The 19,427-nt window shown below is 54.8% G+C and carries 14 protein-coding genes; 9 read left to right on the top strand and 5 right to left on the bottom strand.

The window, feature by feature from the left end:
- Positions 1 to 401 precede the first annotated feature (401 nt).
- Positions 402 to 1,412, bottom strand: a complete 1,011-nt coding sequence (locus AC0QHF_RS13725) for a CHAD domain-containing protein (RefSeq protein ID WP_324704784.1) — start codon at positions 1,410 to 1,412, stop codon at positions 402 to 404.
- A gap of 524 nt (positions 1,413 to 1,936) precedes the next feature.
- Here AC0QHF_RS13725 and AC0QHF_RS13730 point away from each other — a divergent pair.
- The 5 genes from AC0QHF_RS13730 to phnE all read left to right on the top strand — a co-directional run bounded on the left by AC0QHF_RS13730 (position 1,937) and on the right by phnE (position 7,325).
- On the top strand, positions 1,937 to 2,197 hold the full coding sequence (locus AC0QHF_RS13730; protein WP_324704785.1) for a DUF1830 domain-containing protein: 261 nt from the start codon (positions 1,937 to 1,939) through the stop codon (positions 2,195 to 2,197).
- 13 nt (positions 2,198 to 2,210) lie between these two features.
- Positions 2,211 to 4,220: a potassium channel family protein gene (locus AC0QHF_RS13735; protein WP_324704786.1), complete on the top strand. Its 2,010-nt coding sequence runs from the start codon at positions 2,211 to 2,213 to the stop codon at positions 4,218 to 4,220.
- Positions 4,221 to 4,274: 54 nt separating this feature from the next.
- The gene (gene phnC / locus AC0QHF_RS13740) at positions 4,275 to 5,102 is read left to right on the top strand and encodes a phosphonate ABC transporter ATP-binding protein (protein ID WP_324704787.1); all 828 of its coding nucleotides are present in this window, start codon (positions 4,275 to 4,277) and stop codon (positions 5,100 to 5,102) included.
- 68 nt (positions 5,103 to 5,170) lie between these two features.
- Positions 5,171 to 6,244, top strand: coding sequence for a phosphonate ABC transporter substrate-binding protein (gene phnD, locus AC0QHF_RS13745; protein WP_324704788.1), 1,074 nt, complete (start codon positions 5,171 to 5,173; stop codon positions 6,242 to 6,244).
- Between the two features lie 232 nt (positions 6,245 to 6,476).
- Positions 6,477 to 7,325: a phosphonate ABC transporter, permease protein PhnE gene (gene phnE, locus AC0QHF_RS13750; RefSeq protein WP_324704789.1), complete on the top strand. Its 849-nt coding sequence runs from the start codon at positions 6,477 to 6,479 to the stop codon at positions 7,323 to 7,325.
- A 69-nt stretch (positions 7,326 to 7,394) separates the two neighbouring features.
- On the opposite strand, the gene AC0QHF_RS13755 is transcribed toward phnE, so the two are convergent.
- From AC0QHF_RS13755 to AC0QHF_RS13765, 3 genes are all read right to left on the bottom strand, one after another.
- Positions 7,395 to 9,011 (bottom strand): S8 family serine peptidase, encoded by a 1,617-nt coding sequence (locus AC0QHF_RS13755; RefSeq protein ID WP_324704790.1) that lies wholly within the window; start codon positions 9,009 to 9,011, stop codon positions 7,395 to 7,397.
- Between the two features lie 202 nt (positions 9,012 to 9,213).
- Positions 9,214 to 10,566, bottom strand: a complete 1,353-nt coding sequence (locus tag AC0QHF_RS13760; protein WP_324704791.1) for a response regulator — start codon at positions 10,564 to 10,566, stop codon at positions 9,214 to 9,216.
- A 196-nt stretch (positions 10,567 to 10,762) separates the two neighbouring features.
- The gene (locus tag AC0QHF_RS13765) at positions 10,763 to 12,943 is read right to left on the bottom strand and encodes a hybrid sensor histidine kinase/response regulator (RefSeq protein WP_324704792.1); all 2,181 of its coding nucleotides are present in this window, start codon (positions 12,941 to 12,943) and stop codon (positions 10,763 to 10,765) included.
- Between the two features lie 589 nt (positions 12,944 to 13,532).
- Between AC0QHF_RS13765 and AC0QHF_RS13770 the strand changes: the two genes are divergently transcribed.
- The 4 genes from AC0QHF_RS13770 to AC0QHF_RS13785 all read left to right on the top strand — a co-directional run bounded on the left by AC0QHF_RS13770 (position 13,533) and on the right by AC0QHF_RS13785 (position 17,942).
- Complete coding sequence (locus tag AC0QHF_RS13770; protein WP_324704793.1) at positions 13,533 to 14,138, top strand: superoxide dismutase; 606 nt, start codon at positions 13,533 to 13,535, stop codon at positions 14,136 to 14,138.
- A gap of 119 nt (positions 14,139 to 14,257) precedes the next feature.
- Entirely contained in the window at positions 14,258 to 14,473 is a 216-nt protein-coding gene (locus AC0QHF_RS13775) for a hypothetical protein (RefSeq protein WP_324704794.1), read from the top strand.
- A 674-nt stretch (positions 14,474 to 15,147) separates the two neighbouring features.
- Entirely contained in the window at positions 15,148 to 16,599 is a 1,452-nt protein-coding gene (locus AC0QHF_RS13780; protein ID WP_324704834.1) for a phosphohexomutase domain-containing protein, read from the top strand.
- 86 nt (positions 16,600 to 16,685) lie between these two features.
- Positions 16,686 to 17,942: a gluconeogenesis factor YvcK family protein gene (locus AC0QHF_RS13785; RefSeq protein WP_324704795.1), complete on the top strand. Its 1,257-nt coding sequence runs from the start codon at positions 16,686 to 16,688 to the stop codon at positions 17,940 to 17,942.
- 79 nt (positions 17,943 to 18,021) lie between these two features.
- Here AC0QHF_RS13785 and AC0QHF_RS13790 read toward each other — a convergent pair whose 3' ends face one another.
- On the bottom strand, positions 18,022 to 19,335 hold the full coding sequence (locus tag AC0QHF_RS13790; protein ID WP_324704796.1) for a tetratricopeptide repeat protein: 1,314 nt from the start codon (positions 19,333 to 19,335) through the stop codon (positions 18,022 to 18,024).
- Positions 19,336 to 19,427 lie beyond the last annotated feature (92 nt).

Here is a 19,427-nt window from a genome sequence, read left to right on the forward strand (position 1 = left end):
CGATGGGTATCGTCCGCGAAAGCGACTCCCCAATCTTGAGACGGGGCGATCAAACCGATCGGAATCGGATTGATGTCGCCGTCTGGAGGATTCCGGTTCGAGTGGCTGTCGGCGCGATCGGGCGGGCAGATGATAAAAATCCGGCTCTTCGAGATGACAATGGCACCCTGCCATCCGATCTTACTATCAAATCCGGTTATTTACCAGACAGATTCCGAACGGCGGTGGGGTGTGGAGTGTGGGATGTGGGAAAAACATATTCTTTATTCCCTCTTCCCTTTCTACAATAGCAATGTCCCAAACGTCGAGGGGAGACATCTCAAAATCGACCGGAAAGTATGGCGTGACACGCGGGGGCAGGAAAGTCCTATCATCCCGCCCCGACTCAAGCGCCGTTTAACTTAGCTCGATTCCACTTCGGGATGCAGCAGGGCGGAGTGAAAACCTTTGCGAATCACGAGGTTGAGATACCGGCGCTGGAACTGGGCCCATCTGCACCACGCCTGATAGCGACTGCGGGCGAGATGATTCGCAAGTTTGGGCAGGTTCTTTTTGATATCGTCGCCCAAAATATCCACCAAAACGGCTTCCAAAACCATGCTATCTTGAATGTCGCCCAAACATTCTTGAATATCTTTCATGTCCTGGAGATAGGCGTCGTAAGTGGGGCCGTAAAAATCAGTGAACAGATTCATCAAATACCGGACTCGTTTGGTCTGTTTCCGCAAACTGTGCAAGACTTCTCCGTGGGCCGTCAACAGTTTTTCGACTTTTTTCTTGGACAGGGTTTGAGTGGGTTGATTGCCGTCCGAATTGTTTTCCACCGCCTCAGTTTCATCGGAGAGGTGTTCGACACCGAACAGCCAACCCGGGTGCAAAAACAGCTTGCTGACTTGGGGGAGAAGCAGGTCTGGCAACACTTCTTCGACGGGCAGTTTTTCGATCGCCGTATATTGCGGAAAGTCGATCCACTGCTGCAACTGTTGTTTCATCTGCTGATACTTCTTACCTTCCAGGGTCGATCGCACCAGTTTAAAAGCCTTGTGGCGGCGTTTGACTAACTGCAATAAAACCACATCCAGGGCTTTTTTTTCCGGTTCGGGAAGCTGGGGGTAATAGTGGGTATTCAACGCTTCCAAAAGCACGTCCAAATCCCGCAATTCTCCCAGGCGGCGAGCAATTTTTCCGATCGGGCGATCGCCCGCCGCTTTCGGCAAATTCAACACCGGGGCGAACCCAGTCGCAGCCGACCGCAGCCGCCGCATTCCCACCCGCATTTGGTGCAATTCTTCGGGATCTTCGTCTTTCAAAACTGCGGCTTCGTGGCTGAGGACTTTGTTCAGATATTTTTGAATACCTAAAGCAGCCCAATTTCCCAATGTATTGGGTTTCAGTTGTGTTTCAATTGTCATGGTTGCTCTCTAAAATAGAGAATGGTGTTAGGACAAGCTTAACTATAGCAATTCACAAAAACTGATTTTACAAAACTTTATCAATTTTGAGAAAAATACTGAGTCCTCCGGCCCACCCCTGGAGACCACCGGGATATTCACTGGTCAACTCGATCGCCAGTTGTTAACCTCTGGCGGTAATCGCCGACCCCGGCACCGGGAACCTCGAAGCCGTGAAAAGCCTTTCCCATCTGATATCGCCCGCGATCGCCCCAAACCTTCACCTTTCCTTCGCCATATTCAACACAAAGCTAACATTTAACCAGATTTTAACTGTCAATGTCAAGTCCTTGTGTTTTGATGGAAACAGGATCGGGCTCCTATCTTGGGGCTCCCGACCCGAGGATGAGGCTGGGAGGCCGGGTGTGGAGAAAATGAATCGGTCGTCGATAACCGATAATAGATAATTATCGATTTTTTCCCGCACCCCAGACCCAAATTCTCGGCCATTTCCACTCTTATAAAAAAACCAGATAACTTCCACCATGATCTCGAGCGATCGCCCCAAAATCAGCAGCCCGACCCAAGTGCTGTGCAGCTATCAGAACCGGACATCCACAATTGAGATTTTGCGGATGGACGATCCCGGATGTGACCCATTCGAGCGGATCGTATTTCCCGGCCAAATTTTCCTATTCGAGGCAACAGGGGAATCCCATCTCAAAATCTTCTATGCCGTCTCATCCGAAGCGATCGAAATGCGCCGGATTTCCTGTCGGACCCTGCAAGTGGACGAGGGGGTGTGAGCCAGTCGAAACGGTGAATTCCAATCCACGGGATCGCTTTTTAGTCTGCGGTTTAGGCAGCCTCGGCCAACATTGCGTGGTCGCCCTGAAAGAATTTGGAGTCCGGGTCAACGGCATCAACCTCGCCGAACCCGAACACTGGGAAATCCCCCGCCTGCCGGAATTGTTGGACCGGTTGATCGTCGGCGACGCCCGCCAAGGGTCGGTTTTGGAACGGGCGGACATCCGCCAATGTCGGGCGGTGCTGATCGTGACGAGTCAGGAACGGATGAACGCCGAAACCGCCCTGGCGATCCGCAAAATCAATCCCCGCGCCCGGTTGGTGGTGCGCTCTGCGAAAGAAAATTTCAATCAGTTGTTGGGCGAACATCTGGGCAACTTCGTCGCCTTTGAACCCACCCAACTCCCCGCCCCGGCCTTCGCATTGGCGGCCCTGGGAACGGACATTTTGGGATTTTTCCAGTTAGACGGGTTGCGAGTGCAAGTCGTCCGGCGGCAGATCGTCCCGGGCGATCGCTGGTGTTATCGAACGTCACTGCGGGAACTCAACGGCCGCACCCGGCGGATTTTGCGCCACACCCGGGACGACGATCGCCCCCAAGAGTCCCTGCACGACTGGGCACCGAAAGCCGAACTGCAACCGGGCGATACGGTGATCTATATCGAAGTGGTCGATCGCCCCCACTTTGAATCCGCCAATCCAGATTCTCCCCGGCGATGGCGGTGGAAATGGTTTCAGTTTCCCCGGTGGCGGGAGTTGCGCCCTCGGTTGGTGGAACTGTGGGAGGGAAACCGGGAGCAGTCCGTCAGCCCGGTGGCGATCGTGTGTCTGGCTTTCGTGGCGGCGCTGCTCGTCCTGGGAACCGCCCTATTTTACCGCTTCTATCCGGATGCCAGCCTGGTGGGGGCGTTCTACGGGGTCGCCGTCCTGTTGCTGGGCGAATACGCCGAATTATTCGGGGATTTTCAAATCGATCCGGCCGTCCCCGGGTGGCTGCAGTTTTTCGCCTTCCTCCTCACCCTGGTGGGGACGGCGTTGGTGGGGGTGTTGTACGCTTTGCTCACCCAGGCGATGCTGAGTAGCCGATTTCAACTCACCCGCCGCCGCCCCCCGATTCCCACCCACGATCACGCGATCGTTGTCGGGTTGGGGCGGGTCGGACAGCGGGTGGTGAGGCTCCTGCAGGAGTTCAGACAGCCGGTGGTGGGCATCACGTTCAACCCCCAGTTCGACCCGGCGGTTTTGCCGGCTATTCCCATCGTCACGGGCAATCTCAAAGAAACCCTGAGTCGGGTGAATCTGGCCGCGGCCCGCAGCGTGGTGGTGGTGACGGACGACGAGATGTTGAATCTGGAAATCAGCTTGATGGCCCGTTCGGCGAATCCCAACTGCCATTTGGCGATCCGGACGGAGGAACAGAGTCTCACCGACAGTTTGAATCACCTGCTGCCGGGGACTCACGTCATTTGCGCCTACGGGGTGACGGCGGAGGCGTTTGCGGGGGCGGCGTTCGGGGAAAATATCCTGGATTTGTTCCGGTTGGGCGATCGCACCGTTTTGGTGACGGAGTACGAAATCGAGGCGGGGGACACGCTCAACGAGTTGCTGTTGGGGGAGGTGGCCTACGGTTACGGCGTGGTGCCGATTTGGCACCGGCGGGGTTCCCAGTCGCCCCGGTTGATGCCGCCGGACGAGATCCAGTTGGCGGTCGGCGATCGCATGGTGGTGTTGGCGACGATGGAGGGGTTGCGGGCCGTGGAGGAGGGGATATTTCTCACCGTCCCCCGCTGGCGAATTCGCATCGAAAAAGCTCTGACGTCGGGAGCGGTATTTGAAGGGGCAAATGCGATCGTCCGCATCTGCGGATGTCCGTTAAATGTGGCCCGGAATTTGATGGCGGATTTACCCGCGATCTTGCCCCGGCTGCTGTTCGAGCACCAGGTCTATCATTTGTCGGAGGAGTTGCGGCGATCGCAGGTCATCGCCCGGGTGATTCCCCCGGATGACACCGGAGAAATTTAACCGGATAATAATCTAAAGCTCACAATTCCTTAAATTCAACCTTGCAGACTATTGATGACAGACAGTGGGGGTAACGGTACATTGAATATCAATACCGGCACGGCGGTCGAGACGCTCGATCTGACCAAGAGCTTCAAGGGAAAGGTCGCCCTTCAGGGGATTGACGTGACAGTGCGATCGGGCGAAATGGTGGCGTTGGTGGGGGCTTCCGGCTCGGGAAAATCCACCTTGTTGCGCCACCTCAACGGCTTGGAACGGGGCGATCGCGGCCGGGTGGAAATCTTCGGGATGCCCTTGCAAACCGACGGCCGATTCCATTCTAAGGTGCGGCACCTGCGGAGTCAGATCGGCTGCATTTTTCAGCAGTTCAATTTGGTCAAACGACTCACCGCCATTGAAAATGTCTGGGTGGGGAATTTGTCCCGCATTTCCCTGGCCCGTTCGGCACTCCGCCTGTTCACCCCGGCGGAAAAACAAGCCGCCCTTTCCGCCTTGGAACGGGTGGGGATTTTGGAACAGGCCTACCAGCGGGCCTCCCAACTGTCCGGGGGTCAACAGCAGCGGGTGGCGATCGCCCGATGTTTGGTTCAGGGTGCCAAAATTATCCTCGCCGACGAACCGATCGCTTCCCTCGACCCGGAGTCGGCCCACCGGGTGATGCAGCTACTCGGCGACCTCAACCGCACCCACGGCATCACGGTGATCGCCTCCCTGCACCAAGTGCAGATGGTGCGCCGCTATTTTGTGCGATCGGTCGCCCTCAAAGACGGGGCGGTGATGTTCGATGGCCCGACAACGGCCCTCGACGACACCGAACTCAACCGCCTGTACGGCACGGCGGCCCAAGAACTCGTCCTGAGCGGACACGGAGAATTGAAATAAAGTCGCCCCCAAACGAGCCTTTTTCGGTTTTCCATTTCCACTTATTTATTCAATCCCAACTGTATCCTATGGACAGACGAAATTTTTTAAAATCAACTTCTCTATTTGTTTTCTCCGCCGCCGGTGCAAAACTGCTGGCGAGTTGTTCTTCCAACTCGACCTCAACGACCCCGGCAGCGGACGGTAAAACCGGGACAGAAGCCACGGAAACCGCCAAAGCGACCAATGTTTCCGCCCTCGACCCCGACCTGAAAACCCTGGAATTTGGCATCATTTCCACCGAGTCCCAAGCCAATCAAAAACCGCTCTGGGAACCCTTCGTAGCGGCGATGTCCGAAGAACTAGGAATCCCCGTCAAAGCCTCCTACGCCACCTCCTACGCCGGGGTAATCGAAGCCATGCGCTTCGGGAAAGTTCACCTGGCTTGGCTGGGTGGAAAATCCTATATCGGAGCGGCGAAAATGGCTAATGCCGAAGCCTTCGCCCGCACCGTCGCCCTCGACGGCTCCCAGGGGTACTATGCCCACCTGATCGCAAATAAGGATAACCCGATCGTCGGCGAAATCAAAGACGGGAAGGGAGATTTATATGTGATAGAAAATGCGGATAAATTGACTTTCGCATTTAACGATCCAAACTCCACATCCGGTTTCTTAGTTCCCAGTTATTACGTTTTTGCAAAAAATGATGTCAACCCCAAGAAAGCCTTTGAAAAACTCGTCTTTTCGGGAAGTCACGAGGCGACGGCTTTGGCGGTGGCAAACAATCAGGTCGATGTGGCAACCAACAACAGCGAATCCCTCAGTCGTCTGGAAAAAACCGCTCCGGAAGCCCGTAAAAATATCGAAATCATTTGGACTTCCGTAGAAATCCCCAGCGATCCGATCGCCTACCGCAAGGATTTGCCGGAAGAAATGAAACAAAAAATTCGGGATTTCTTCTATAATTATCAAGACGAACAGATTCTCGGTCCGTTGGAGTGGTCTGGTTTCGTTCCGGCCGGAGATGCGGATTGGAACCCCATCCGCGAATTGGAAGTTGGCAAGGAAATCTTGGAAGTCCAGTCGGACGAGAAGATCGACGCAGCGACGAGGGAGCAAAAATTGACGCAACTTCGGCAGAAATTGGAAGCCCTGCAATAAGACGATTGGAACCCCCGAACCCAACCACTTATAGCAGTGCGCGATCGTGTAGTTACAAGGTCTAGAAACGGGAGTCGGGAGTCGGGAGTGGGGAGTCGGGGGATTGACAATTCTCACCCATCCGCTGTGTAACTACGCGGCTCGCACAGCGCTATATCAACCCGTTGTTGCGCTTTAGGGCCACCGAAACGGGGCTGAAGCCCAACCAACACTGATTTTATATTAACTCAAAATGAACGGTTCTTCAAGTCGTTTCGATTCCTCCCAAACATCCCTGCAATTGGAAGCCTCTCCAGCCGTTTTAGAGATGCTCGAAAAAGAAGAAAAGCGGGTAACGGGAGTCCGCATTTTCTTCGGGCTGATGGCGATCGCGATTTTAATTTTTTCCTTCATCCAAAGCGAGATAAACGTTGCCGTCTTGGCGGAAAACAGCGGCAACATGGCGACCTACATCGCCGGTTATTTCCCCCCGGACTTCTCCGATTGGAGAATTTACTTAGAAGATACGATTATCACCATTTCGATGGGAATTTGGGGGACGTTAATCGCCGCGATCGTCGCCGTTCCCCTGGCGATTTTTGCCTCGGAAAATATCTGCCCGATCTGGATCGTCCAACCCATGCGGCGCCTCTTGGATGCCATGCGGGCGATCAACGAAATGGTGTTCGCCCTCATCTTCGTCGTCGCCGTCGGTTTGGGTCCCTTTGCCGGGGTGCTGGCGTTGAGTGTCAGCACGGCGGGAGCCCTCGGAAAACTGTTTTCCGAAGCCGTCGAATCCATCGATCCGGGTCCGGTGGAGGGCATCCGCGCCACGGGGGCGAATAACATCCAAGAAATCCTGTTCGGCGTGGTGCCCCAGGTGATGCCGCTGTGGACTTCTTTTGTATTGTACCGCTTTGAATCCAACGTCCGTTCCGCCTCCGTTTTGGGAATCGTCGGCGCAGGCGGCATCGGGGTTTCCCTCTACCAAAGTTTCCAAGCCTTCGACTATCAGAAAGTTTGCGCCATTCTGATTATTTTGATCGTGGCAACGTCCGCGATCGATTTCGGTTCCGCCAAGTTGCGAAATTGGTTGGTTTGAAGGGGATAGGGGATAGGGAGTCGGGAAAATTTCACTTTTCACTTTTCACTTTTCACTTTCCCCGCACCCTCACCCCAACACCGCATCGGGATTGGCGGTTTCGATCAGAATGCTTTCCACCTGTTCGACACTCAAACCGGGATTGGCACTCAACATCAATGCCGCCGTGCCGGAGACGTGGGGTGTCGCCATCGAGGTTCCGTCATACCAACTGTAGGTGTTGTTTGGCGTGGTCGAATAAATGGCCTGTCCGGGGGCGCCGACATAGTCGAGGGGAACCTCCCCGGCGCGGTTGGAAAAACTGACCAAATTTCCGGCGGAATTCACGGCCCCCACCGCGATGCCGTTGTCTTTGGCGTAGTAGGCGGGATAGGCGGGGGCGGAACTGTAGCTGTTACCGGCGGCCATCACCACCGCGACTCCCCGTTCCACCGCAAATTCGATCGCCCGTTCTTCCGGCGGCGAGGGAAAATTTCCCCCCAGGCTGAGATTGATGATGTCGGCACCGTTATCGACGGCGTAGTAAATTCCCGTCGCCACCTCGTTGGGTGCGGCGGCGCCCTCGCTGTCGAGGACGCGGACGGGCATGATTTGGGCGCCGGGTGCGACTCCGGTGATTCCGAATCCGTCACCGGCGGCGGCGATGGTTCCGGCGATGTGGGTCCCGTGGCCGATCGCATCCATCGGATCGCGATCGCCGTCTACGAAGTCCCAGCCGATCGCGTCGTCAACAAACCCGTTTGCGTCGTCGTCGATGCCGTTACCGGGAATTTCATCCGAATTGTGCCAGATATTGTTCGCCAAATCCGGGTGGGTGTAGTCCACGCCACTATCGATGACGGCGACGACCACTCCGGTTCCGGTGTAGCCGGCGTTCCAGACTTCCGGGGCGCCGATGGTGTCGAGTCCCCAGTTGTCCCCGAAGCGATCGGGAACCTCCTGTAAGGGGGCGGGGGAGGCGATCGCACCGGCAACGGCGGCGGAGGCATTCACCAAGCCGTATCCGTAGCGGCTGTTAAAACCGGCGTGAAGGTGATTCGATGTCGGTGTCGCGGATAAGGTGAGATTGTAGGCAGTCGTTCCTTGGTAGGGATAGACGTTGACAAAATAGGTTCCGGGTTCGAGGTTGGCTTCGATCAATTCCGGGCGATTAAACCAATGGTAAGAACCCGCGATCGCTTCTCCGTAATCGACCCGACCGTTGGCGTTAAAATCCCGGCTCAGTTCCACGTCCGCATCCGCACTCAACCCCTCCAAAACCAGGCGGAAATCGGCGGGAGTCGCCAGGGTGAAACGGTAAATATCTCCCGAGTCGAAATAGCCCACCGAGTCGCCGACGGTTTGCGTGCCGTTCAGATCGCCCAAGTCCACGATGCCGAGTAAGGAATCGTACCCATAAAAACTGCTTTGCCGTCCGGTTTCGGAATTTGAACCCGTGAGGGGATCGGCGGCGGAGTCTGGGAGAGTTTCCCCGCCGTCGGTGGAAGAAACGGTCGGTTCCGGGGAGAAAATTTGGGGCGATCGCAACCCAATCTCGGCGGGGTCGTCCGGCGGAAAAATCAATGGCGTCTCTTCCGACGGTGCGGATGGAATGGGTGGCGAGAGGTGATTTTCTGGGGCGATCGCGGCATCCGAATTGACAGTCGAATATAATTCGTCCGCTTGCCAACTGCCGAAGTCTAACATGGGGTGAGCCTCCTACACGGGGAACCGACGGAACCGACGGTTCTTTTTTGCTCCGGACTCCTCACTCTTTTAATATAACGTTTGTCAAAACATTTGAACCGACCCCTTTTCGCCACAACGTTCGCACCGGGGGAGATCCGCGCATTAATAAAAAAAAGATTAAAGAATCTGAAAACGATTAACAATTATTAATTATTAATGATTAATTGTTGGCATCTGAGGGGGTTGTCGCCAGTGCTTCGCCACATCGGCGGATGTAATATCGGGCTACTTGATCCGAGGGATTTTTAGCAATGATCGCTTCAAATAATTCTAACGCTTCTTCAATCCGGCTGTTTCTCCAAGCTTGGGTGGCGCGATCGAATAAAGGGCGGGTGCGAATTTTGGTTTCGGAAATGGGATAATTTCGACTTCCGAGCAGTTCGTAAATTTCCAAAGGTTGGGTTTTACCTCGGGGGGTTACGCGATCAATCCAGCGAGTATAAAAAAAGTTTGATTTTGCTTGTCTATCTGTCATGGATTCTGCGGTTTCTACCGCCACTTTACTGGCGATGATGTGGCATCCGTAAACTTTGGTCAGTCCCTCCAAACGGGAGGCGGTATTGACGATATTTCCGATGACGGTAGAATCCATGCGATATTCCGATCCCAGAGTGCCGATCATGCCGATGCCGGTGTCGATGCCGATGCCAATGCGGATCGGTTTTTGGATTTTAAATTGGCGGCGATCGCGGTTGAATTCCCGCAAACTCTGTTTCATCATCAAAGCCGAATTAAAAGCGTCCGTCGCGTGATCGTTTGGGCGATCAAAAACCGCCATGATCGCGTCTCCCAAATACTTGTCGATGAATCCGTTGTGGGTGGAAATACAGCGGCTCATCTGGTTGAAAAATGCATTCAACCATTCAAAGGTTTCTCGCGCCTGTTGAGATTCCGCGATCGCCGTAAAGCCGCGAATATCGCAAAACAGAACCGTCAGTTCCTCCTCCGTCACATTTCCCAACTGGATCGACTCCACCCCTTCGGGGGCGATGCGTTTTAAAAATTGCTGGGGGACGAAGAGTTGAAATTTGTCCGACAGATATTCGTTGATCTGCCAAGCCGCGGACAGTTGCCGCCGGTTTTGTTCTTGAACCTGCCGCTGCAACTGCACCTGATTCGTCCGCGATCGCATTTTATTGAGCTTCAAAATATTGGTAATTTTCGCCAACAACAGTTCGCTGTTAAACGGTTTGGTAATGTAATCGTCCCCCATTGTCTCCAACCCTTTCAACCGGGACTGGTCGTCATCCAAAGCCGTCAAAAAAATGATCGGGATCGTCTGCAACCGGCTATCTTTCCGAAGTTTTTCGCAAATTTCAAACCCGTCCATATCCGGCATCATAATATCCAGCAACACCAAATCCGGCGGCGACTTGTGGGCGAGTTCCAAAGCTTCGAGTCCCGACTCAGCCAGGTCGGTGCTGTAACCCTCCGAAATTAATAACTCTTCCAATAACACCAAATTGGCCGGTTCGTCATCGACCAGGAGAATGTGCGACTGTGTTTCAGACATGGGGTTGGGGGGGTAACTGTTCGGGGAATAGGGAAGTTTGACGACCTGCCGGACGGCAAAATCGATCGCGATATCGGCTCTATTTAATTTTATCTTTTCGGCAGATACCCCTGTTGACCGGTGAAAAATTGAGATCGAACCGATCCTCACCTACGGAAATTGTAACGATCCTGAGAATTGTCCGGAGCGGCTGTCCTCAGTCGCCGTCGAGCAAGCCTTTCACCGTCTTCAACGCCGTTTCCACATCCAGCGGTTTGCTCAAATAAGCGATCGCCCCGGCCTCCAAACAGCGATCGCGGTCCCCCGGCATCGCCATCGCCGTCACCGCCACCACCGGGACCGCCTTCCAAACCGGATGCCGCTTCAATTCCCGCATCAGTTCAAACCCGTCGATCTCCGGCAGTTGAATGTCCATCAAAATCAGATCCGGCAACGTCCCGGCTTTCACCAGGGGGGAATGAATCAAATCTAACATCGTCTGGCCGTCGGCGATCAATTCCACCTGATACCCCTGCAATTCCAACATCTCAGAAATCAACAACTGATTGAACGGTTGATCCTCCACCACCAACATCCGGGGGGTATTTCCCTTTTTCAACTCGGGCATCGGTCCGGCAGTTTGATAAGTCTCCATCTCGGAAGGGGGGCTTTTTGCCAATTCCTGCCGCATTTCCGTCAGCGGCAGCCACACCCGGAACCGGCTCCCCTCGTCAACCCGGGTCTGCAACGAGACAGTCCCCCCGTGCAGTTCGGCCAGACGCTTGGTGAGCACCAACCCCAATCCCGTCCCCTCGTGGCGGCGCGTCAGGGACGAGTCGATCTGTTGGAAGGGTTGGAACAGCAGATGCCAGCGATCTTCAGGGATACCGATGCCGGAGTCGAGCACTTCCAGGCACAAATAGGGAGTGCTCTCGTTGACCGGAGAGCGATCGGGGCGGTAATCTCCCTCCATCTGCGCCCCGTAGGCCAGTTGTCCGCTCAACCGCACCTTTCCCCCTTCCGGGGTGAATTTCACCGCGTTGGAGAGCAGGTTGATCAAAATTTGGCGCACCCGCCGCTCGTCGAGTAAAACCTCGGTGATGCGATAATCTAACTCCAACGAGAGGGCCAGACATTTTTTTTCGGCCCGGGGTTGGATCATTTTCAGGCACTCGCTGCACAGTTGGTGGATGTTGACCGATTCCAGGTTCAACTCGGTTTTGCCGGATTCGATTTTGGAGAGGTCGAGGATGTCGTTGATGAGCTGCAACAGGTGCTTGCCGCTTTTTTCGATAAACTGCACCTGGTTGATCTGGCGCGTATTGAGTTCCCCGGCGGTTTTGCGTTTGAGCAGATCGGAGAAGCCCAAAATGCTGTTGAGGGGGGTGCGGAGTTCGTGGGACATGGAGGCAAGAAACTCCGATTTCAGTTGGGAGGCCCGCTCCAAGTTTTCGTTGCTCTGGCGCAGCCGTTCCTGGGCCTGGGCGCGTTCGATCGCCGTTCCGAGGGTGCGGCAGGCGGCGAAGAGCATATCGAGTTGGGGATATTCCTGCATTTTTTCGAGATCCCGGGATTCGAGGGTCAGGACTCCGATGATCTGGCCGGTGGTGCAGGGGATGGGGAAAATTCCCAGCTTGCCGATCCCCGGGTGGCGGAATGCGGGGACGGACTGGGGGTGGTTGGCGTAGTCTTCCACGAACACGGGTTGCCCCGTCTCCACCACGTCCCACAGCAGGCCTTCGCCGTGGGGGATGCCTTGATTTAACATGGATTGCATTTCGGTGACGGCGGGTTCCCCGTAGGTGGCCACGAATTGGCCGGAAATTTGGTTTCCCACCATGCCGGTGACGCGGTTGTTGCCTTCCCCGAGGATGACTTTGACATCGCCGAAGGCCGCGTCCATGACTTGAATCAGGTAGTTGAGGGCGAATTGGGCGATCTCTTGCAGGTTGTCGAGGTCCTGGAGGCGTTCGTTGAGTCCCAGGAGAAAGCGCAGCCGCCGGACTTCGGTGTTGAGGTTCAGTTGGGTGTTGCGGTGGTCGGTGACGTCCCGGAAGGTGAGCAGGCGTCCGCCCTGGGGGGTGGGGATGCTTTGGATTTCCAGGCAAATTTGGTTGTGCTGTTGGATGCAGAAGGACAGGCGCCCCCCGGGAGAGTTGCCGATGGTGCGTTTGAGGTGTTCGCACTGATCCTCGGACCAGTGGCCCCGGGAGGTGATGGCGGCGCAGAGTGCCTCGATGTCGGGTCGGGCCGCGAGGAATTCGGCGGGGAACCCCCAGAGATCCGCGAGTTTTTGGTTGAACCGGACGAGGCGATCGCTCGGGTCGAACAGGGCGATGGCGTGGTCGATTTCATTGAGGATCAGGGCTTGCTCGTCCGTTAACTGCTGTGTGTCCATGGGTTTTGTCAGATCTCGAATCTCAACTGGGCAGCGCCCCACCTCGGGGGATCGCCTCCTCCACCTTCAGAAAAGTTAACAAAAGTTAATTGAAGGTTGGGGTGAGGCAGATCGAAAGGGGCCGTGATCTCGGACGGAAGGCGATCGCTTCCGCCGGCGAGGGAAGACCGGAGCGAGCAACTGAAAACAAATGGAGTCGAAGTGAGAGCGACGGGAGGGCTAACTTCCAGGTTATCAAAGTGGCGAGAATTTCGACGGTTTCGGACTCCGATCGCCCGTCAACCGCGATCGGGGATTGATCTTCTGCTAGGCTCTCTCTTGAGATAGACGACGCCGAGACGAACCTTCCGGATAATGGGCTTAACTAGACCCGCTTCTTATCATATCCAATGTTTTTTGTCAAGACCTGCGGTCTGGGAAATGATTTCGATCCGGGGGATTTTAATCGAAAATTGGCTCAAAAAAAGTTGTTTTGACAACCTCTGGTGGTATATGATGAGAATATTGTAAAGTTTTATTGAGATCGGTGATCAACTTTGCCCCCGGGCAAGGGCGATCGTCCGAAGCAATTTAGAGAGGAGCAAACACGATGGCTTTTGAACTTCCCGATTTACCCTATTCCAAAGACGCTCTCGCGTCCGACAAGATGTCTGCCGACACCCTGTCGTACCACCACGACAAGCACCACGCCGCCTACGTCAGCAAACTCAACGCGGCGATCGAAGGCACGGACATGGCAAATATGTCCCTCGAAGAGATTATCAAGGCGACCTACAACGATTCCTCCAAGTCCGGCGTGTTCAACAACGCCGCCCAGGTGTGGAACCACAGCTTTTTCTGGAAGTGCATGAAAGCCGGCGGCGGCGGCCAACCCACCGGCGCCCTGGCCGACAAAATTAACGCCGACTTCGGCAGCTTCGACAAATTTGCCGAAGAGTTCAAGAATGCGGCGGCTACCCAGTTCGGCAGCGGTTGGGCCTGGTTGGTCCTCGACAACGGCACCCTGAAAGTGATGAAGACCCCCAACGCGGTCAACCCCATCGTCGAAGGCAAAACCCCCCTGCTGACTTTGGATGTTTGGGAACACGCCTACTACCTCGACTTCCAAAATGCCCGGCCCGGTTTCATCGACAACTTCATGAATAACCTGGTCAACTGGGATTTCGTCGCCGAAAATCTCGCATCCGCCAGCTAAAATTGGTGACAATCTGGCTATAATTTGCCCATTTTGATGGCTTGAGTGGACATCCGCCACTCAAGTTTCAACGGACAGTCACGGTCATCGTGGCTGTTTTGTCGTAGACGCAGACTCTTATGGATTCTCGAGATCTCGCCCGCTACATCGAAGCCACCGACGGCATTTCTAAACCGTGGCTCCTGGTACAATTGCGCCTCAAAAAACTCCGGGAGCGGCGGTCCGAGTTATCGGAGTCGGAGTACGTCCGGGAATTGTCCGCTTTGCACGAAGAATTGATGAATTTGGGAGAATGGTGGGTCGGGATCGAGCCGGAAGTGTTCGGCGATCGCTGAATGTGGGAATTTGAGATTTGAGATTTGAGATTTGAGATTCCCCCCCAATCAGCAGTCAAGTCAACTCCCCCCGACGGGCGCTTTTCCCATCTCCGCACCCGTCAATTGTGCGATCGGCGACAGAAGTTTTGGCCCGACCGTGATTTCTCAATTGTGTGTTCCAGTTGCTCGGCATCAAAATGGGGCGATCACCGGCCCCGCTTTAAATAAGCTCCTCTCAGGTAAAGCACGCCGTCCGAGTTGTTAAAGAATTGGTAAATTGGCTGGAAATTCCTTGACATCCCAGAAATAAGAAGGTTCCATGTTAGCTAGAAAAATATTTTAATCGGCAAAATTTGCGCCGGGTGCATGGAAACAAATGACTTTAAAAAAATTTTTTCAGCTCGAATGAGCGAGACTAACTCGCGACTCCCATCGACAAATGTGAGCGTTACAGTCCGAACCCGAGGGGCGATCGCCCCTCTCTCCCCCTTGAATTCGTCGATGTCTGACGGAGTCTGCGACTTCGTAATTCCCGCCTCTTCTCATCAAAGAGGGTTGTTATAACTCTCCCATCTCTCCCTATTGATCATCTCAAAAATCCCAATCTTTTATTTGAATTGACCGAGATTTGGGATTTTCAATCCATTCAAACTCTGTCGGCTCGAGTCCTATGGTGTTCAATGATCGTAAACATGGTTGCGTTGCCATCTTCCAATTCTCCTTTCAATTCAAAAACTTTCCCTGACCGGGCGTGGAGTTCGCAGTCCTTACCCCAACCCCCTCAATTTGGTGCCACTGACTTTCGCGGACGGGTGGGAGAATTTCTCAACCCGTCCCTGGCCCTCCAGATCGGGTATTGGAGTGGGCAAGTGCTGCAAGCCTCCACCTCCCGTCCCGGCCCCGTGATTCTCGGCCAGGATTCCCGGCCGTCGAGCAATCTGTTGGCCATGTCCTTCTCCGCCGGTTTGGCGGCAACCGGTTTGGAAGTGTGGCATCTGGGACTGTGTCCGGCCCCGGCGGTGTCCCACCTGAGTGCGACCACCGGGGCCGTCGGCGGCGTGATGATTTCCGCCGACGAGAGTGCCCCCGACCAAAACGGCATCAAAATACTCGGCGCGGACGGGATGCCCATTTCTCCGAGTCTCCACTACCAAATCGAAGCGGGGGTGCGGGGAAAGGGCGATCTCATGGGGTGCGATCGCCTCGACTCCTACCGCTGGGGGCGGCAGTACCACCGGACGGAGTGGCTCGAACACTACCGCCAATTTTTACAGGATTCGAGACCTCTGACAGATTTGTGCGGAATGCGAATTGTCCTAGATTTGGCGTGGGGGGCAGCCGCCCACCTCGTCCCCCCCCTCTTCGAGTCCTGGGGGGCACAGGTCATCCGCCTCCACGACCAACCCGACGGCCATCGCATCAATATCGATTGCGGTTTTAACTCTCCCGACCTGCTGCGGCGAGCCGTTTTGGAGCACCAGGCCGATCTGGGGTTCGCCTTCAACGGCGATGCCGGACGGGTTTTGGCGATGGACGACCGGGGGGAAATCGTCGATGGCAACCACATCCTCTATTTGTGGGGGACGGCCCTGAAACGGCGGGGGCAACTTCCGAATCGGACGGTCGTCTCCAACCCGATGGCGAACTTGGCCTTTGAACGGGCCTGGGCCGTCTCTGGGGGACGCTTGGTGCGGATTCGGGGCGACGAGTCCCACATCCACCAAGAAATGCTGCGGTTGGGGGCGATTTTGGGCGGCGACCCGTCCGGTTCCATTTTCTGCCGGCACTACGGCGGAACGGGGGACAGCGTGCTCAGTGCCCTGCATTTGGCCGCCCTGACCCGAGAAGCCGGAATGTCCCTGGCTCGACTGAAACGGGAGAGCTTTCAACTGTATCCCCAACGGAGGCAGACGGTGTCCGTTAAACACTGCGATCGCCTGCTCATTTGGTGGGAATGCGAGTCCTTACGACGGGCGATCGAAAAGGCAGAAATTGCCATGGGAAATCAAGGGCGCGTCATCGTTCAAGTGACCGCAAAATCGGAACCTAAATTGGGGATCACGGTGGAAGCTTCTGATGTAAATATCGCCCACTATTGGTTAGAATATTTACTTTCTACTGTCCGACGGGAACTTTCTTCCTAGCAGATAAAAATCTCGATTTCCAAGGGTGGACTTCCCACTCACTCTATCAGTTTAGGGTATTTTTCATGAAGTTTGGAGGTTCAATCATGGGTTTCGTCAAACACCCGGCCGAATTTACCAGTCGGCTCGGCTATCTAGTTCCGGGAAGCGCGAGTTCTCGCAATTGGGAATCTGTTTTCTGGTTCAAGTGGCTGCTGCCCGGGCGATTTTTCAAGCGGTGGTTGCTGGTCAGCGGTATCGGAATTCTATTGATCGGTTTGGGTCTGGGAATTTGCCTGACTCGCATCTCGATGGATTGGCAACAGTTGGCGGTTTGCCTTCAGAATGTCGTCCGGGTATTACCCGGCCCCGCCGCCGGCGCGATCGCGGTCTTCCTGGGCCTGTTTTTGACGATCTGGGGGCAGGTGCGGGCGGCGACTTCCATGACCGACCTGCTCGCCGGAGCGGCCGTCGTGTCCCGCGATCGCCGCCTGGAGTCCCTTTCTTCCCAGCCCTCTCCCAAAGTCGTCCTCATCGGAGGCGGAAAAGGGTTGTCCGGCATCTCGCGAGGTTTGAAATCTTATCGCGCCACTATCACCGCCACCATCGACTTGACGGCGGGGGGGAAACAATCTGAGTCCTTCAACAGCAAGCATCCGCTTTTCTCCCTCTGGCCCGATTCGTTTTCGGGACCCAATCGCCTCCTGCAAAACTCGGTCAATTTATTTCAAACGGTCGGCACGGGGATGCCCCGGTCGTCCGCAGTGTCGGTCGCCGAGAAATCCACACCTCCATGTCCGGGGACTCCGGCGAATTACCCGTCTTGGGTGGCCTCATCCGAGTCGCTCCCCTGCCTCAACGGGGGCGAGTGTATCCGGGATTCCATGCGGTCAGAATTGGTGCGGGCGATTCAAGAAGCTGACTGTATTGTTGTCGGTCCGGGAAGTTTGCACACCCATTTGATTCCGAATCTGACCGCCCCCGAAATTCGAGATGCCATCGCCTCGGCCAAGGCCCTGCGCGTCTACGTCTGCAATATCATGACGGAACCGGGCGAAACGGACGGATATACGGTCGCCGAACACCTTCGCACCCTCCACGACGCCTGCGGCGGCTCCCTATTTGATGCGGTTTTGGTGCAGCGCGGCAGCCCTTCGGCGCGATCGCTGATGCATTACGCCCAAGACAATATTCACCCCGTCTATTTCGACCGCGAGGAGGTCGAAGAACTCGGATGCTCCGCGATCGCGGCCAATGTTATGCAGGAGGATGAAAAAACCGGCGCCGTCCGCCACCATCCCCAACGACTGGCCCGGGTTCTCCTGAATTGGTACGAAGAACATCGGCCGACGCGATCGGTATAGTTGAAACTGCGGGGCGACAAGGGGCCCCTTGTCGCCCCGCAGTCTCCTTTTATAGCGCTCGACACTCGGCTTTGAGCCGTCAGCTTTCCCTCAACTGCCCATCCGACAGCTCGATCGCTTCGGGGACACCTCCGCCCTCTTCCGTCCCTTTCAAAACATTCAATAAAAACTCGAGCTGGGGATCGGTTTTAGACAGAAAACCCGACGAACGAGAAGCCACGATATCTTCCAATTCCAGAATTCGCCGGCGACTCGAATCGACCCCTCCTTGATGACCCAACTCGGCATACAGTTTCGACGCTTCTCGATAATTCGACAGCGCCCCATCGAAGCGGTTCAAATGTTGGCAGGTCAACCCTAACATAAAATAAGTTTTGGCTTCATCCCAGCGCCGCCTTTCCGCCCAACCCTGTGCCACTTCCAAAGCCGAGTGATAAGAATCAAAAGCCCGACGGTAATCCTTGAGTTGGTGATAATATAACCCCGCAATTTGCTCCAAAAGTTTGAACTCACCCCGCTTGTCCCGACCCTCTCTGACGATCGCTAACCGCCTTTCTAAAACCGCGATCGCCTTCTCAAAATTTTCTGTTTTTTGATATAAATTCTCCAAATATTCTAAAATGACGGCGATCCACGTTTTGCCCTCTTCCCATTGATCACAAACCGCGATCGCCCGTTCGTAATCAGCGATCGCATCCGCCAATTTTCCCCGTTTCCAGCTTCCCCAAGCCGACCAATACAAAGCAGTCCCCTCCATTTGACAATCCGACAACTCCCGGGAAATCTCCAACATCTGCCGATGACATTCCCCGGCCAACTCATCCAGACCCTCCCCGGAAAATCCTCGACCTAAACCGTGCCAAACCCAGCCCAACTTGCGACGATCTCGAGTGGTTTTGACAATTTTCAGCAACTTTTGATAAAATAAAGTTGCCTCCTGAAACTTTTTGTTATTCAAAAAATTATTGCCGATCACACTCAGAGAATCCCACGCCTGCCGAGTTTGGGGATGATTTTCCAATTGACTGAATAACTGATAGGCCAAAGAATAAGCGGAAACCGCAGAGTCCGGTTGCTGCAAATGGAAGTAACACTGCCCCAAACACAATTGGGATGCCCCCTGAAACCAGAGATGCTGTCGAGTTTGGGAGCGTTGATAACAGGTCTTGTAGGACGCGATCGCATCTTCAAAATGACCCAAACTCTGCCAACATACCCCCACCTTATACCAAACATCCATCTGGTCGGGATTTAATTCCAAAGCCCGAACAAAGCAAGATAAGGCATCCCGGAATTTGCCGGCATTCTGGAGCTCGATGCCCCGTCCGATCCACTGTTGGACGACAAAGCTATTGGCCGGTTGAGTCGCCGCAGCCTGAGAATCACCAGTCATAACCCCAAACCATCATATAAGTCCGATAAAATTCTAGCTTGACAAATCAGAATAACTGCTGTTTTCATGTTCTTCTTAATGAAGATTCTGGC

The organism is Lyngbya sp. CCY1209, from assembly GCF_055795065.1.

Bases quoted from the DNA above. Each gene is read 5' to 3' on its own strand.
- AC0QHF_RS13725 (WP_324704784.1), bottom strand. From the start codon at position 1,412: ATGACAATTGAAACACAACTGAAACCCAATACATTGGGAAATTGGGCT.
- AC0QHF_RS13730 (WP_324704785.1), top strand. From the start codon at position 1,937: ATGATCTCGAGCGATCGCCCCAAAATCAGCAGCCCGACCCAAGTGCTG.
- phnC (WP_324704787.1), top strand. From the start codon at position 4,275: ATGACAGACAGTGGGGGTAACGGTACATTGAATATCAATACCGGCACG.
- phnD (WP_324704788.1), top strand. From the start codon at position 5,171: ATGGACAGACGAAATTTTTTAAAATCAACTTCTCTATTTGTTTTCTCC.
- phnE (WP_324704789.1), top strand. From the start codon at position 6,477: ATGAACGGTTCTTCAAGTCGTTTCGATTCCTCCCAAACATCCCTGCAA.
- AC0QHF_RS13755 (WP_324704790.1), bottom strand. From the start codon at position 9,011: ATGTTAGACTTCGGCAGTTGGCAAGCGGACGAATTATATTCGACTGTC.
- AC0QHF_RS13760 (WP_324704791.1), bottom strand. From the start codon at position 10,566: ATGTCTGAAACACAGTCGCACATTCTCCTGGTCGATGACGAACCGGCC.
- AC0QHF_RS13765 (WP_324704792.1), bottom strand. From the start codon at position 12,943: ATGGACACACAGCAGTTAACGGACGAGCAAGCCCTGATCCTCAATGAA.
- AC0QHF_RS13770 (WP_324704793.1), top strand. From the start codon at position 13,533: ATGGCTTTTGAACTTCCCGATTTACCCTATTCCAAAGACGCTCTCGCG.
- AC0QHF_RS13775 (WP_324704794.1), top strand. From the start codon at position 14,258: ATGGATTCTCGAGATCTCGCCCGCTACATCGAAGCCACCGACGGCATT.
- AC0QHF_RS13780 (WP_324704834.1), top strand. From the start codon at position 15,148: ATGGTTGCGTTGCCATCTTCCAATTCTCCTTTCAATTCAAAAACTTTC.
- AC0QHF_RS13785 (WP_324704795.1), top strand. From the start codon at position 16,686: ATGGGTTTCGTCAAACACCCGGCCGAATTTACCAGTCGGCTCGGCTAT.
- AC0QHF_RS13790 (WP_324704796.1), bottom strand. From the start codon at position 19,335: ATGACTGGTGATTCTCAGGCTGCGGCGACTCAACCGGCCAATAGCTTT.